Source organism: Pseudomonas sputi (assembly GCF_021603585.1).
GTDB classification, from domain to species: domain Bacteria; phylum Pseudomonadota; class Gammaproteobacteria; order Pseudomonadales; family Pseudomonadaceae; genus Aquipseudomonas; species Aquipseudomonas sputi.
This window is the reverse complement of sequence record NZ_BQHI01000015.1, coordinates 103130-117623: the sequence shown is the minus strand read 5'-3', so window position 1 is coordinate 117623 and position 14494 is coordinate 103130. Positions and strand designations below refer to the sequence as shown.

The following is a 14494-nucleotide window of genomic DNA, read 5'->3' as shown; positions in this document are numbered from 1 at the left end:
GAACTCAGAAGTGAAACGATGCATCGCCGATGGTAGTGTGGGGTTTCCCCATGTGAGAGTAGGTCATCGTCAAGATTAAATTCCGAAACCCCAATTGCGAAAGCAGTTGGGGTTTTGTTTTGTCCGCGGGAAAGTGCCTGGGGAACCTATGGCCGTCGCGATCCTGACCATTGGGGAAATCCCTCTGAAATGACTGCCCGGTTTTTGGTATGGTGCAGCTCGTTTTTTAACGGACTGATGTCTCGCCCAAGGATCGGCGCTCATTTTTTGTCAAAGAGTGGCTGCAGAAATGCCCGAACCCATCCCTATCAAGGATCACGAAAAAGAGACGCGACTGGTCAACAAACGCCTGATTGCCTGTGCCCTGTTCGTCTTCGCCATCAGTTGCGCCCTGGTTGTGCGCCTTTACATCCTGCAAGTTGTCGAATTCGACTATCACTCGACCATCTCCGAAAACAACCGCGTCCATATCCTGCCGATCCCGCCGACACGCGGCTTGATCTATGATCGCAACGGCGTGTTACTGGCCGATAACCGTCCCAGCTATAACCTGACGATCACAAGAGAACGCGCGACTGACGTCAACCAGGAACTGGATGAAGTCATCAACCTCCTGCACCTGCCCGCCGAAGACCGTACAGTCTTCGACAAGGCCATGAAGCAGTCGCGTCACCCGTTTACACCCGTAACGCTGTTCTATGAGCTGACCGAAGAACAGATCGCTGTGTTGGCAGTCAACGAGTTCCGTCTTCCTGGTCTGGATGTCGAGCCACAATTCGTTCGTAACTACCCGCTGGGCGCGCACTTCGCGCACTCGATCGGTTACGTCGGCCGCATCAACGAGAAAGAATCCAAGACCCTCGATTCAGTCGAATACCGCGGCACCCAATCCATCGGCAAAACCGGTGTCGAACGTTTCTACGAGCCACAACTGCATGGCCACGTCGGTTACGAGGAAGTAGAGACCAACGCTCAGGGGCGCGTACTGCGCGTGCTGAAACACACCGATCCGATACCAGGCAAAAACATCGTCCTGAGCCTCGACGTCAAACTCCAGGAAGCTGCCGAAGCCGCGCTGGGCAACCGTCGCGGCTCGGTCGTTGCGCTCGATCCATCGACTGGCGAAGTGCTGGCCATGGTCAGCAATCCGAGCTTCGACCCCAACCTGTTCGTGACCGGTATCAGTTCCAAGGAATATTCCGCGTTGCGCGATTCCATCGACCGCCCGCTGTTCAACCGCGTGCTGCGCGGGCTGTATGCACCAGGTTCGACCATCAAGCCGGAAGTGGCCATCGCCGGCCTCGACGCCGGTGTGGTGACGCCCCAAACCCGCGTCTTCGACCCGGGCTACTACCAACTGCCGGACTTCGACCACAAGTACCGCAACTGGAACCACAGCGGCGATGGCTGGGTGGACATGGATGCAGCGATCATGCGTTCCAACGACACCTACTTCTACGATTTGGCGCACAAGCTCGGCATCGATCGCCTGCATGACTACATGGCAATGTTCGGCCTCGGCGAGAAAGTCTCGCTGGACATGTTCGAGGAGTCGCCCGGCCTGATGCCATCCCAGGCCTGGAAGCGCGCCACGCGCCGGCAACCCTGGTTCCCCGGCGAAACCGTGATCCTTGGTATCGGGCAGGGCTATATGCAGGTTACGCCGCTGCAACTGGCTCAAGCCACCGCGTTGATTGCCAACAAGGGCATCTGGAATCGTCCGCGTCTGGCCAAGACCGTCGACGGTGTAGCGCCAGTGGACGAACACCCGATGCCGAATATCCTGCTCAAGGATCCGCGTGACTGGGAGCAGGTCAACCACGGCATGCAGATGGTGATGCATGACGCCCGAGGCATCGCCCGGGCAGCGGCGGCCGGCGCGCAATACCGCATCGCCGGCAAGAGTGGTACCGCGCAGGTGGTGGCGATCAAGCAGGGCGAGCGCTACAACCGCGAGAAAACCCTCGAGCGCCATCGTGATAACGCCTTGTTCGTTGGTTTTGCTCCAGCCGAGCATCCGAAGATCGCCATCTCGGTGATGATCGAAAACGGCGAGGCCGGTGGCCGGGTCGCGGGTCCCGTGGTACGGCAGATCATGGACGCCTGGCTTCTAGATCAGGACGGTCACCTCAAGCCGCAATACGCGGCGCCGACCAAGGCGCCGGGCGATCCTCACGTGTAACCCGCCACAGCTTCACAGCACAGGCTCACGCAAGCATCGCCCACGGCATCTGACCAAAAAAGGAGACCCGGAGATCCGACGCTTGGCTTACAACGCCGCAATGGCGGCTGTTGCTAGTCCAAATGGAAACCTTTTACGAGTCATGTCTGGCGAGGGGCTTTTCGAAAACACAGGCCTTGGTCGCCTTGGCCCGAAAGCTCTGTCGGGTGGCATTTGCTCAGATGAAAAATCAGAGCAAATGCCTGCCAGTCTGAGAGTTCAGGGTTGCCGGGCAACATAGAATCTCCCACATTTGAACCGCATTCGAAGTGTGGAAGCGCAATTTGCTCGCGATGAGGCCTTCAAAGACTCCCAATAATCAAGCCCCGGGTACCGGGCAGCTCATGTCACCTTCCTCACAGTTCAAATACTGCTTGAGCGCCTCGGTTCGCGTCTTTGTCACCGAAGCGATGCAATTGTTGTAGATCAATGGATAAACACTCCCGCCTGCCACCCCGGAGGCCGAAAACTTGCACTCGGCATCGCGAAATCCTATCCACGCCCGTTGCGCGCTCACCAGCAGTTTCTTGCCATCAGGGTTGTCCTTCAAACGGGCGGTGATCTGTTGATAAACCGTGTTCAACTCCTTGTCCGCTGCCTTGTTTTCCTGCGCGGCGCACTGATTCATCGTCGCCTGATTGCTGGCATTGGCGCAGTCCACGGCAGCGTGGGCTACGGAGGTGAAAAGAAAGGGTGTCAGGGCCAGCAGCAGGCGTGGGGACATGAGTCATCTCGCTTTGATGAATGAACGTGCCGGGCAGTTTAGCGACTTCGTGGCGCTAACAAGGTGTGCGATGTCTGGATGCGTTGAGCAACCGTTCGGCAGTCGCGGCAATTTCCTCTCCGTCATGCAGTTTTTCCAGCCACGCGGACGGGATTCCCTGCACGCCGTAATGGGCGCCGGCCAACTGGCCGACGATGGCGGCCGTGGTGTCCGCGTCATCGCCCAGATTCGCCGCTTGCAGTATGGCCGCGGTAAAGCTGTCGGTGTGCTGGAAGCACCATAACGCTGCTTCCAGCGATTCGACGCAGTAGCCACTGCCGCGAATTTCACGTTCGGTCTTGTGCAGGTATTCGCCCCGGGCAATCGCTGCCACCTTGGGCTGGCTGAAGGCTGTTTGCGGCAGGGTCCGCAGTTGCGCTTTCGATGCGCCTTCCAGGGCCTTGCAGAGCAGTTCGGCAAACAGTTGGCAGCATTCGACGGCCTCGGGCGCTGCGTGCGTGGTGCGTGAGCTGTCGGCGGCGAATCGCCTGATTTGCCGGATATCCGGGAAATAAAACAGCACCACCGGTACCAGGCGCATCAACGAGCCATTGCCGGCGCTGTATGGGTCAGTGGAGCCGGCAAACGGCTCTCCAGTGTGTTGAAAGCGATCCAGCGCCTGACTCACGGTCATGCCAATGTCGAAACAATCACCGGTCGAACTCAGATAGCCCCATTGCCACCAGTTCAGATAGCGGCCCATCTGGTCAGCGGCATCGAATGCGTTCTTGTTCAGCAGACTTTCCGCCAGGCACAACGCCATCGAGGTGTCGTCGGTCCATTGTCCGGGCTTCAGGTGAAACGGCCCGCCACCGACCATGTCGGTCAGGGGCTGGAAGCTGCCTTGAGGCTGGAATTCGACGGTGGTTCCCACTGCATCGCCGCAGGCCAGACCGAGCAGGGCGCCACGGTAACGTTCGGAGAGGGAAGGCTGCATGATGACGTCCTTGTGTCGTTCAATTCGCTGGGAACGTTATCAGTTTCGCCGCGCTGAGCCGTCCGCATTCTGACGAACCGGCACCCCAAAATACTGCCGGATATTTCAACAAGACCCGATCGTTGCACCGGATTGATACAACTTCGGATTGGACATGTGGTCATACAAGCCTACTGTTCAAAACAGGAGGTGACGTATGAAACCAGTACCCAACAGCTTTGAACGTAAAATCATGCTCAGGTCGCCGCGCTCCCATGTCTGGCGCGCCCTGGTCGATGCCGAGGCGTTCGGCCAGTGGTTCGGTGTTGCGCTGGAGGGGCGGCGGTTTATCGCAGGCGAATGGACGCAGGGGCAGGTCACGTACCCCGGTTATGAACATGTGCTCTGGAACGTGCTGGTGGAGCGGGTTGAGCCGCAGCAACTGTTCTCCTTTCGCTGGCATCCGTACGCGGTGAACCCGAAAATCGACTACTCCCAGGAGCCGACCACGCTGGTCAGATTCGAACTGCAGGACTACGAGAACGGCACGTTGCTGAAGGTCTCCGAGTCAGGCTTTGCGCACATTCCCGACGTGCGCCAGAAAGAGGCGTACTACATGGACAGTCGGGGCTGGGAGGAACAGTTGAGCCGGCTCGAACATTTCCTCACGGAGAGCGACCGTGCCCGCGAGCGTGAAGGTGGCTGATATCGACCTGTTCACGCCCTGGCTGGAACGCTGGGCGCTGGTATTCGCCGGACTGTCAGCCGCATGGTGCATGGAGGATGACGACCAGAAAGCCGCCGCCGGACAGCTGAAACTCGCAGATCTAGCGGATTCTGTACTCAAGGCCCGACACGCCTAAGGGTTTTCGGAAGGGGTGCTATGGCGAATGTCTTACACGCGATGGTAGCTTTTTCGACTATTGCCGATTGGATCCATCGCGTAATCTAGCCTCATCAACTGAAACACAGGGAGTGTTTCAGGATCATGGATGATCGACCATATGCAAGGATCGCTGCCGACAGGGAGTCGATAATGGTCTTGGGAAAAACCCGCTTCGGCGGGTTTTTTTTCGTCTGCAGAAAAGTGCCCTCACAAACAGAAACACCGCCGATTGGCGGTGTTTCTGCATTTGCAGGCTTTACGAGGCGATCAGCTGCCGCAATACGTAATGCAGGATACCGCCGGACTTGAAGTACTCCACCTCGTTGAGGGTGTCGATGCGGCACAGCACTTCGATCCTCTCCTGACTGCCGTCTTCCCGGGTGATCACCAGGGTAAGGTTCATCCGTGGCGTCAGTTCGACCCCTGTCAGACCCTGAATCTCCAGGGTTTCCTTGCCGGTGAGGTTCAGGCTCTTACGGTTCTGATCGAGCTTGAACTGCAACGGCAGCACGCCCATGCCCACCAGGTTGGAGCGGTGGATGCGCTCGAAGCTTTCGGCGATCACCGCTTTCACGCCCAGCAGGTTGGTCCCTTTGGCCGCCCAGTCGCGGCTGGAGCCAGTGCCGTATTCTTGCCCGGCAATCACTACCAGCGGCGTTCCCGAAGCCTGGTAACGCATGGCCGCGTCATAGATCGCCATCTTCTCGCCGGTCGGAATGTAGATCGTGTTGCCACCTTCCTCGCCGCCGAGCATTTCGTTGCGGATACGGATGTTGGCGAACGTGCCGCGCATCATTACTTCGTGGTTGCCCCGACGTGAACCGTAGGAGTTGAAGTCCCGTGGCTCGACGCCTTGCTCGCGCAGGTAACGCCCGGCCGGGCTGTCGGCCTTGATGTTGCCGGCGGGGGAGATGTGGTCAGTGGTCACCGAGTCGCCCAGCAGGGCCAGCACTCGCGCACCTTTCACATCAGCGATCACCGGCAATGGCCCGGCAATGTCATCGAAGAACGGCGGATGCTGGATGTAGGTCGAATCCGCCTGCCAGACGTAGGTCGCGGCCTGCGGCACTTCGATGGCTTGCCATTGTTCGTCCCCGGCGAACACCTCGGCGTATTCCTTGTGGAACATCGCGGTGTTGACCTGATTCACCGCATCGGCGATTTCCTTGCTGCTCGGCCAGATGTCACGCAGGTAAACCGGATTGCCTTGCTGGTCGTTGCCCAGCGGCTCGCTGCTGATGTCGGTACGCACACTGCCCGCCAAGGCGTACGCGACGACCAGCGGCGGCGAGGCCAGCCAATTGGTTTTCACCAAAGGATGCACCCGGCCTTCGAAGTTGCGGTTGCCGGACAAGACCGAAGCCACGGTCAGATCGGCTTTCTGAATGGCTTTTTCGATCGGTTCCGGCAGCGGCCCGGAGTTGCCGATGCAAGTGGTGCAGCCGTAACCCACCAGGGAAAACCCGAGCTGGTCGAGGTACTGCGTCAGCCCGGCGGCCTTGTAGTAGTCGGTGACTACTTTCGACCCCGGTGCCAGCGAGCTCTTCACCCACGGCTTGCGGGTCAGGCCTTTTTCCACGGCTTTCTTCGCCAGCAGGCCGGCAGCCATCATCACGCTCGGGTTGGAGGTATTGGTGCAGGAGGTGATCGCGGCAATTACGACCGCGCCGTTTTTCAGACGATAGGTTTGGCCGTCGTGCTCGTAATCCGTTTCGCCGACCAGATCGGCATTGCCCACCGCCACGCCACCGCCGCCTTCGCTTTCCAGGCGTCCTTCTTCTTTGCTGGTGGGTTTGAATTGCAGGTCGAGGAAATCACTGAAGGCCTGACCGACATTCGGCAGCGAGACGCGGTCCTGCGGACGTTTCGGCCCGGCGAGGCTGGCTTCGACGCTGCCCATGTCCAGCGCCAGGCTGTCGGTGAACACCGGTTCCTGACCGGGCAGGCGCCACAGGCCCTGAGCCTTGGTATAGGCCTCGACCAATTTCACCACTTCAGGCGGGCGGCCGGACAGGCGCAGGTAGTCCAGCGTCACGTCATCCACCGGGAAGAAACCGCAGGTCGCGCCGTATTCCGGGGCCATGTTGGCGATGGTCGCGCGATCCGCCAGCGGCAGGTCGGCGAGGCCGTCGCCATAGAACTCGACGAATTTGCCGACCACGCCTTTCTTGCGCAGCATCTGGGTTACCGTCAGCACCAGGTCGGTGGCAGTGATGCCTTCCTTGAGCTTGCCGGTGAGTTTGAAGCCGATCACCTCGGGAATCAGCATCGACACGGGTTGCCCGAGCATCGCCGCTTCCGCCTCGATCCCGCCGACACCCCAGCCGAGCACGCCGAGGCCGTTGATCATGGTGGTGTGGGAGTCGGTGCCGACCAGCGTGTCGGGGAAGGCATAGGTGCGGCCGTCTTCGTCCTTGGTCCACACGGTGCGCCCGAGGTATTCGAGGTTGACCTGGTGGCAGATCCCGGTGCCCGGGGGCACCACACTGAAATTGTCAAAGGCGCTCTGGCCCCAGCGCAGGAAGGCGTAACGTTCACCGTTGCGCTGCATTTCGATGTCGACGTTCTGTTCGAATGCGCTTGCGCTGGCGAACTTGTCGACCATCACCGAGTGGTCGATCACCAGATCCACCGGCGACAGCGGGTTGATTCGCTGCGGATCACCGCCAGCCTTGGCCATGGCGGCGCGCATGGCGGCCAGATCGACGACGGCGGGTACGCCGGTAAAGTCCTGCATCAGCACGCGGGCCGGGCGGTACTGGATTTCCCGGTCGGAGCGACGCTCCTTGAGCCACGCGGCAATCGCCTTGAGGTCGGCGCCGGTGACGGTTTTTTCATCTTCCCAGCGCAGCAGGTTTTCCAGCAGGACTTTCAGCGACATCGGCAACTTGTCGAGATCGCCCAAGGTCTTGGCGGCATCCGGCAGGCTGAAATAGTGGTAAGTCTTGTCGTCTATCTTCAGGGTTTTAAGGGTGTTCAGGCTATCAAGGGACGGCATTACGATCACTCCTTTGAGTCCGCACGGCTACGGACTGAGGGGACGGGCAGAGCTATCAACGTAGCCCTGTTTTCAGTAGCTGGCTAATAACTGGACTCTATGGGCAAGTCCAAGGTTCCGACATGGGCTATCATGCGCCGGTTTTCGTGACAGGCATTGCTTCAATGCAAGTCTGGGCATCGCGCAGGGGATGAATGATCGCCCTCTGCCCAGGAGTAAGAATGAACACCCTATTCATGCATTGCCGGCCAGGCTTCGAAGGCGAAGTCTGCTCGGAGATTTCCGACCTCGCCGCCCAACTCAACGTGGCCGGCTACGCCAAGGCCAAACCGGCCACTGCGTGCGCCGAGTTCGTCTGCACCGAAGAAGACGGTGCCGAGCGCCTGATGCGCGGCCAGCGTTTCGCTGAGCTGATCTTCCCGCGCCAGTGGGCGCGCGGCTTTTTCATCGATCTGCCGGAAAACGACCGCATCAGCGTGATCCTCGCGCACATGGCTGAATTCCCGGTTTGTGGCAGCCTGTGGCTGGAAGTCGTCGACACCAATGACGGCAAGGAACTGTCGAATTTCTGCAAGAAGTTCGAAGGCCCGCTGCGCAAGGCCCTGACTGGCGCCGGCAAACTGGTGGAGGACGCCAGCAAGCCGCGCCTGCTGCTGACCTTCAAGAGCGGCCGTGAAGTGTTTCTCGGTCTGGCCGATGCCGGCAACTCGGCGATGTGGCCGATGGGCATTCCGCGTCTGAAGTTCCCACGCGAGGCGCCGAGCCGTTCGACCCTGAAACTGGAGGAGGCCTGGCACCACTTCATCCCCCGCGACCAGTGGGAAGATCGCCTGCACAGCGACATGACCGGCGTCGACCTCGGTGCAGCACCGGGCGGCTGGACCTGGCAACTGGTCAATCGCGGCATGCTGGTGACGGCCATCGACAACGGTCCGATGGCCGAAAGCCTGATGGACACCGGTCTGGTGCAGCACTTGATGGCCGACGGCTTCACCTTCAAACCCAAGCAACCGGTGGACTGGATGGTCTGCGACATCGTCGAGAAGCCGGCGCGCAACGCCGCGATGCTCGAAGAGTGGATCGGCGAGGGACATTGCCGAGAAACGGTGGTCAACCTCAAGCTGCCGATGAAGCAGCGCTACGCCGAAGTGAAGCGCTTGCTCGAGCGTATCGCCGACGGTTTCAAGGCCCGTGGGATCAAGGTCGACATCGGCTGCAAGCAGCTGTACCACGACCGCGAGGAAGTGACCTGCCATCTGCGTCGCCATGACGTGAAGAAAGCCAAAGCCCGCTGAGCGCGCGACAGGTGACCGAACACCCGGCATTGGGTGACAATGCCGGCCAGTTTCAGGAGTGAATCATGAGTGAGATGATCAACACGCCGGTCGACGGCACCCTCGACGCCACAGGCCTCAACTGCCCGGAGCCGGTGATGATGCTGCACCAGCACATCCGCGACCTGGTGCCCGGTGGCCTGCTCAAGGTGATCGCCACCGACCCGTCGACCCGCCGCGACATCCCCAAGTTCTGCGTGTTTCTCGACCATGAATTGGTGGGGCAGCATGAAGAAGCCGGGACTTATCTGTACTGGATCCGCAAGAAGTCCGGTTGATCGCAAGGCAAAAAAAGACCTGCATCTGCAGGTCTTTTTTATGGCCGGTCAGCCCATCGAACGGCTGATGCGAATGCGTTTGCGTGCGCTGCGCGTCAGGCGGATCGACAGCATCAGCGCCGCGCAGCTCAGGCCGACGATCAGACCTTCCCACAGGCCGCTCGGGCCACGTGGCTCGCCGAGCCAGTCGGTCAGGCCGAGGGCGTAACCTACCGGCAGGCCGATGCCCCAATAGGCGAACAGAGTCAGGATCATCGTCACCCGGGTGTCCTGATACCCGCGCAGGGCGCCGGCGGCGGTGACCTGAATCGCGTCGGAGAACTGGAACAGCGCCGAGTACACGATCAGCATCGCCGCAATGTGAATCACCATCGGATCGGAGGTGTAGATCGCCGCAATGTGCTCGCGCATCAGCAACATCATGCTCGCCGACAGGCAGGCATAGGCCAGCGCGGAGCCCATGCCGACACCTGCTGCGAAACGTGCTTCACGGGGTTCTTCACGGCCCAGGGCCTGGCCGACCCGCACGGTCACGGCCATGCCCAGCGAGTACGGGATCATGAACACCAGCGAACTGACGTTCAGCGCAATCTGATGCCCGGCCACCACCGTGGCGCCGAGGCTGCCGATCAGCAGCGCGATCACCGCGAAGATGCTCGACTCGGCAAACACCGCGACACCGATCGGCAGACCGATGGCCAGCAAACGCTTGATCACCGTCCATTGCGGCCAGTCGAAACGGCTGAACAGTTCGCTCGACTTGTAGGCCGGCGCCCAGCGCTCGTAACCGGCCAGGCCCAACGCCATCACCCACATCACGATCGCCGTGGCCCAGCCGCAACCGACGCCGCCCATGGCCGGTACCCCGAAGTGACCATAAATGAACACGTAGTTCAGCGGTATGTTCAGCGCCAGGCCGCACAGGCCAAGCACCATGGCCGGGCGGGTGCGACCGAGGCCGTCACTGGTGCAGCGCAGCACATGGTAGAAGGCCACCGCCGGCAGACCGCTGGCAATGCCGTGCAGGTACTGCATGCACGGCTCGATCAGTTCCGGATCGACTTTCATCAGGTGCAGGATCGGCTCGGCGCTGAACAGCATGGCGGTCGCCATCAGGCCAACCACCAGCGCCAGCCACAAGGCCTGACGCACGATCGGGCCGATCTCGCTGTGGGTGCCGGCGCCGAAGCGCTGGGCCACTTTCGGCGTGGTGGCCAGCAAAGTGCCGGTCATCAGCAGGAACACCGGCACCCAGATCGAGTTGCCCAGCGCCACGGCCGCCAGATCCTTGGGCCCGACGCGCCCGGCCATCACCGCATCGACGAAGCCCATGGCGGTGGTTGCCAGCTGCGCGATCATGATCGGCAATGCCAGGCTGAGCAGATTTTTCAGCTCCAGGCGAACCCGGGCAGGGCGGTTGAGGGAAACGGCAGCAGGGCGGTCAGTCACGGAATTCACAGGCAAAGCGTCCACAGGGGTTGATGCGCAAGGTCGGGCATTCTACGCCGCTGACATAACGGTCAGGAAAAATCCTCTGTTGCGGATTTGTAATCGAACAGCCTGCTGGCTCATCGCAGCCCCAGCGCCTACACTGCCGATCCGCCCAAGGAGCCCTGCCATGCTGATTGTTGCCGACGAAAATATCCCGCTGCTCGATGCTTTTTTTGCCGGTTTCGGCGAGATCCGCCGGGTTTCGGGTCGTTCCATCGACCGGGCCACGGTTGAACAGGCCGACGTGCTGCTGGTGCGCTCGGTGACCCACGTCAATCGCGCACTGCTCGAAGGCAGCAAGGTGCGTTTTGTCGGCACCTGCACGATCGGCACCGATCATCTGGATCTCGATTACTTCAACGAGGCCGGCATTACCTGGTCCAGCGCCCCCGGCTGCAATGCCCGGGGCGTGGTCGATTACGTGCTTGGCAGCCTGATGACCCTGGCTGAAATCGAAGGCGTCGATTTGAGTGAACGCACTTACGGTGTGATCGGTGCCGGTGAAGTCGGCGGTCGCCTGATCAAGGTGCTCAAAGGCCTGGGCTGGAACGTGAAAGTCTGCGACCCGCCGCGCCAGGCGGCCGAGGGCGGTGACTATGTCAGCCTGGAGCAGATCATCGCGCAGTGCGACGTGATCAGCCTGCATACCCCGTTGACCCGCAACGGCGATGACGCGACCTGGCACTTGTTCGACGAGCCGCGTTTGCAGCAGCTCAAGCCCGGTGCCTGGCTGATCAACGCGGCTCGCGGTCCGGTGGTGGATAACACCGCGTTGCGCGAGGTGCTGCTGGAGCGTGAAGACCTGCAAGCAGTGCTCGATGTCTGGGAAGCCGAACCGCAAGTCGATGTGGCGCTGGCCGAACTCTGCGTGCTGGCGACGCCGCACATCGCTGGTTACAGCCTTGATGGCAAGCAGCGCGGCACCGCGCAGATCTATCAGGCGTACTGCCAGTTCATCGGTCAACCCGCCAGCATTCAACTCGGTGATTTGCTGCCAGCGCCGTGGTTGTCGGAAGTTTCTCTGCATGCCGACAGCGATCCGGCCTGGGCGCTGGCGATGTTGTGCCGTGGCGTGTATGACCCGCGCCGGGACGACGCGGATTTCCGTCGCACGCTGCTGGGCAGTGTCGGTGAGCAACGCGCGGCGTTCGATGTGTTGCGCAAGCAGTATCCGTCGCGGCGCGAGATCGAAGGCTTGAAGGTGCGGATCGAGGGCGATTCGCCCGTCTTGCGCCAGATCGTGACCGCGCTGGGCGCTGTGGCCGTATAAACAGCGGGCATAAAAAACCCGGCCTGCTGGGGCCGGGTCAGGAAGACGGTGGCGATATCACTTTTGTTCGGCAGGCTTGACCAATCGCTTCTCCAGTTCGCGGCATGCTTGCTGGATCATTTTTTCAGTGATCGGCTTTTCGTTGCCATGTTCATCAATAATTGAACAACCCAGAGACTGATCTGGCTGTGTGCGGATCACTTGAATCTTGTCATCGCTGCTGTGTTGCAAGGACATGGCCTGTCTCCTCATCAGGTTGTGTGCTTAGGTTAAAACCGTCAGGTGACCAGGCTGTGACAGCTCCCTGCGGTCGGTCCGGAACGGCATCTCCACTCAAACAGAAATGACCGCCTGTCTCAACCCGGACCTTAGACCAATAGCATCTAGGGAGTAGTCGGGCCGGTCATATTTAACCTGACTCATTGTGATTTACAGAGTTCCACCCCATTTGAGTCTGTAGGCTGGCCCTATCCATCAGCACACGACGTGAACCTGAATGATCCCGATGCTTTCCTCGCGCCACCGCCGGGCCTTGCGCCTGGCCCGTTCGTTCCTTGCCCCTTATCGCTGGCCGGCGGTCGGCGCGCTGCTCGCGCTGATCGTCACGGCGGGCATCACCCTGTCGATGGGGCAGGGCATCAAGCTGCTGGTCGATCAAGGGTTCATGACCCAGTCGCCGCACCTGCTCAATCAATCCATCGGCCTGTTCATGCTGTTGGTGTTCGGCTTGGCGGTCGGCACCTTTGCGCGGTTTTATCTGGTGTCCTGGATCGGTGAACGGGTGGTGGCGGACATCCGTCGACAGGTGTTCAACCATCTGGTGTACCTGCATCCCGGGTTTTACGAGGACAACCGCAGCTCGGAAATCCAGTCGCGGCTGACCGCTGACACCACGCTGCTGCAATCGGTGATCGGCTCGTCGCTGTCGCTGTTCCTGCGCAATTTGCTGATGGTCATTGGCGGTGTGGTGCTGTTGTTCATTACCAACCCCAAACTCACCAGCATCGTGGTGATCGCGCTGCCATTGGTGATTGCGCCGATCCTGATTTTCGGCCGCCGCGTGCGCAATCTCTCCCGGCTGAGTCAGGACCGGATTGCCGACATCGGCAGCTACGTGTCCGAAACCCTCGGTCAGATCAAGACCGTGCAGGCCTACAACCATCAGGTGCAGGACGAACAGCGTTTCGCCAGCACTGTCGAGCAGGCGTTCGACACCGCACGCAAACGGATTTTTCAGCGGGCCTGGCTGATCACCCTGGTGATCGTGCTGGTGCTCGGCGCCGTCGCGGTGATGTTGTGGGTCGGCGGCATGGACGTGATCGCGGGGCGGATTTCGGCGGGTGAACTGGCGGCGTTCGTGTTTTACAGCCTGATTGTTGGCAGTGCGTTTGGCACGTTGAGCGAAGTGATTGGCGAGTTGCAGCGAGCGGCTGGCGCCGCTGAGCGAATTGCGGAGCTGTTGCGTTCGGAGAACATCATCCAGCCACCGACCACGGGATTGGTGACGTTGCCGGATCGGGTCAAGGGCGAGCTGGAGTTGCAGGATGTGCGTTTTTCCTACCCTTCGCGTCCCGAAAGCCTTGCTGTCAACGGCTTGAGTCTGACGATCAACGCCGGCGAAACCCTCGCGCTCGTCGGGCCGTCCGGCGCAGGCAAATCGACGGTGTATGACTTGCTGCTGCGTTTCTATGATCCCCGGGAAGGGCGGATCCTGATTGATGGCGTGCCGCTGACGAGCCTCGACCCGTTGGATTTGCGCCGCTGCTTCGCGCTGGTCTCGCAAACCCCGGCGCTGTTCTTCGGCAGCGTCGAAGAGAACATTCGCTACGGCTGCCCGACCGCCACGCTGGAGCAGGTGCGGGAAGCCGCGAAAATCGCCCACGCCCACGATTTCATCGAACAGATGCCAGACGGTTACCAGACCCATCTGGGCGACGGCGGCCTCGGCCTGTCAGGCGGACAACGCCAGCGGCTGGCCATCGCTCGGGCGTTGCTGGTTGACGCGCCGATCCTGCTGCTCGACGAAGCCACCAGCGCCCTCGACGCCCAGAGCGAACACCTGATCCAGCAAGCCCTGCCCAGCCTGATGCAAAACCGCACCACGCTGGTCATCGCCCACCGGTTGGCCACGGTGAAAAACGCCGATCGGATCGCGGTGATGGATCAGGGCAAACTCGTGGCGATCGGCACGCATCAGGAGCTGATTGCGAGCAATCCGCTGTATGCGCGGTTGGCGGCGTTGCAGTTCAGTGATGGTCATAAAACACATTGAATAAGGCTGCCAAGCTCGATGGCATCGGGCACTATGGCGACCACTGAGATGCCCCCGGAAAGGAT

12 protein-coding genes, 1 rRNA gene and 1 pseudogene are annotated in these 14494 nt (G+C 60.6%); 9 read left to right on the top strand and 5 right to left on the bottom strand.

Going from position 1 to position 14494, the window contains the following annotated elements; translation table 11 throughout:
• The 3 genes and pseudogenes from rrf to L6D81_RS29720 all read left to right on the top strand — a co-directional run.
• A 5S ribosomal RNA gene (gene rrf / locus L6D81_RS29840) occupies positions 1-75 on the top strand; the annotation flags it as partial.
• Between the two features lie 214 nt (positions 76-289).
• A complete protein-coding gene (gene mrdA, locus L6D81_RS19950; protein ID WP_236181597.1) occupies positions 290-2182 on the top strand; it encodes a penicillin-binding protein 2 in 1893 nt (630 codons plus the stop codon).
• Between the two features lie 28 nt (positions 2183-2210).
• Positions 2211-2462, top strand: a pseudogene (locus L6D81_RS29720) (IS110 family transposase); the annotation flags it as partial.
• Positions 2463-2540: 78 nt separating this feature from the next.
• Here L6D81_RS29720 and L6D81_RS19945 read toward each other — a convergent pair.
• Complete coding sequence (locus L6D81_RS19945; RefSeq protein ID WP_236181596.1) at positions 2541-2945, bottom strand: lysozyme inhibitor LprI family protein; 405 nt, start codon at positions 2943-2945, stop codon at positions 2541-2543.
• A 55-nt stretch (positions 2946-3000) separates the two neighbouring features.
• Positions 3001-3921: an ADP-ribosylglycohydrolase family protein gene (locus L6D81_RS19940; protein WP_236181595.1), complete on the bottom strand. Its 921-nt coding sequence runs from the start codon at positions 3919-3921 to the stop codon at positions 3001-3003.
• Positions 3922-4117: 196 nt separating this feature from the next.
• On the opposite strand from L6D81_RS19940, the gene L6D81_RS19935 reads away from it, so the two are divergent.
• Complete coding sequence (locus tag L6D81_RS19935; protein ID WP_221614298.1) at positions 4118-4606, top strand: SRPBCC family protein; 489 nt, start codon at positions 4118-4120, stop codon at positions 4604-4606.
• Positions 4599-4763, top strand: a complete 165-nt coding sequence (locus L6D81_RS19930; protein WP_236181594.1) for a hypothetical protein — start codon at positions 4599-4601, stop codon at positions 4761-4763. The genes L6D81_RS19935 and L6D81_RS19930 overlap by 8 nt, the downstream gene beginning before the upstream one ends.
• A 279-nt stretch (positions 4764-5042) precedes the next feature.
• Here the strand turns inward: L6D81_RS19930 and acnA are convergent, their stop codons facing one another.
• Positions 5043-7784 (bottom strand): aconitate hydratase AcnA, encoded by a 2742-nt coding sequence (acnA, locus tag L6D81_RS19925; RefSeq protein ID WP_236181593.1) that lies wholly within the window; start codon positions 7782-7784, stop codon positions 5043-5045.
• A gap of 221 nt (positions 7785-8005) precedes the next feature.
• Here acnA and rlmM point away from each other — a divergent pair, with 221 nt between their 5' ends.
• Together rlmM and tusA are read left to right on the top strand one after the other, a co-directional pair.
• A complete protein-coding gene (rlmM, locus tag L6D81_RS19920; protein WP_236181592.1) occupies positions 8006-9079 on the top strand; it encodes a 23S rRNA (cytidine(2498)-2'-O)-methyltransferase RlmM in 1074 nt (357 codons plus the stop codon).
• Positions 9080-9144: 65 nt separating this feature from the next.
• Positions 9145-9396 carry a sulfurtransferase TusA gene (gene tusA / locus L6D81_RS19915; RefSeq protein ID WP_011335204.1) on the top strand — a complete coding sequence of 84 codons (252 nt, stop codon included), beginning with the start codon at positions 9145-9147 and terminating at the stop codon, positions 9394-9396.
• A gap of 48 nt (positions 9397-9444) precedes the next feature.
• Here tusA and L6D81_RS19910 read toward each other — a convergent pair whose 3' ends face one another.
• Positions 9445-10854 carry an MATE family efflux transporter gene (locus tag L6D81_RS19910; RefSeq protein WP_236181591.1) on the bottom strand — a complete coding sequence of 470 codons (1410 nt, stop codon included), beginning with the start codon at positions 10852-10854 and terminating at the stop codon, positions 9445-9447.
• Between the two features lie 160 nt (positions 10855-11014).
• On the opposite strand from L6D81_RS19910, the gene pdxB reads away from it, so the two are divergent.
• Positions 11015-12157 carry a 4-phosphoerythronate dehydrogenase PdxB gene (pdxB, locus tag L6D81_RS19905; RefSeq protein WP_236181590.1) on the top strand — a complete coding sequence of 381 codons (1143 nt, stop codon included), beginning with the start codon at positions 11015-11017 and terminating at the stop codon, positions 12155-12157.
• 57 nt (positions 12158-12214) lie between these two features.
• Here the strand turns inward: pdxB and L6D81_RS19900 are convergent, their stop codons facing one another.
• The gene (locus L6D81_RS19900) at positions 12215-12394 is read right to left on the bottom strand and encodes a PA1571 family protein (protein WP_236181589.1); all 180 of its coding nucleotides are present in this window, start codon (positions 12392-12394) and stop codon (positions 12215-12217) included.
• Positions 12395-12653: 259 nt separating this feature from the next.
• Here L6D81_RS19900 and L6D81_RS19895 point away from each other — a divergent pair, with 259 nt between their 5' ends.
• On the top strand, positions 12654-14429 hold the full coding sequence (locus L6D81_RS19895) for an ABC transporter transmembrane domain-containing protein (RefSeq protein WP_236181588.1): 1776 nt from the start codon (positions 12654-12656) through the stop codon (positions 14427-14429).
• Positions 14430-14494 lie beyond the last annotated feature (65 nt).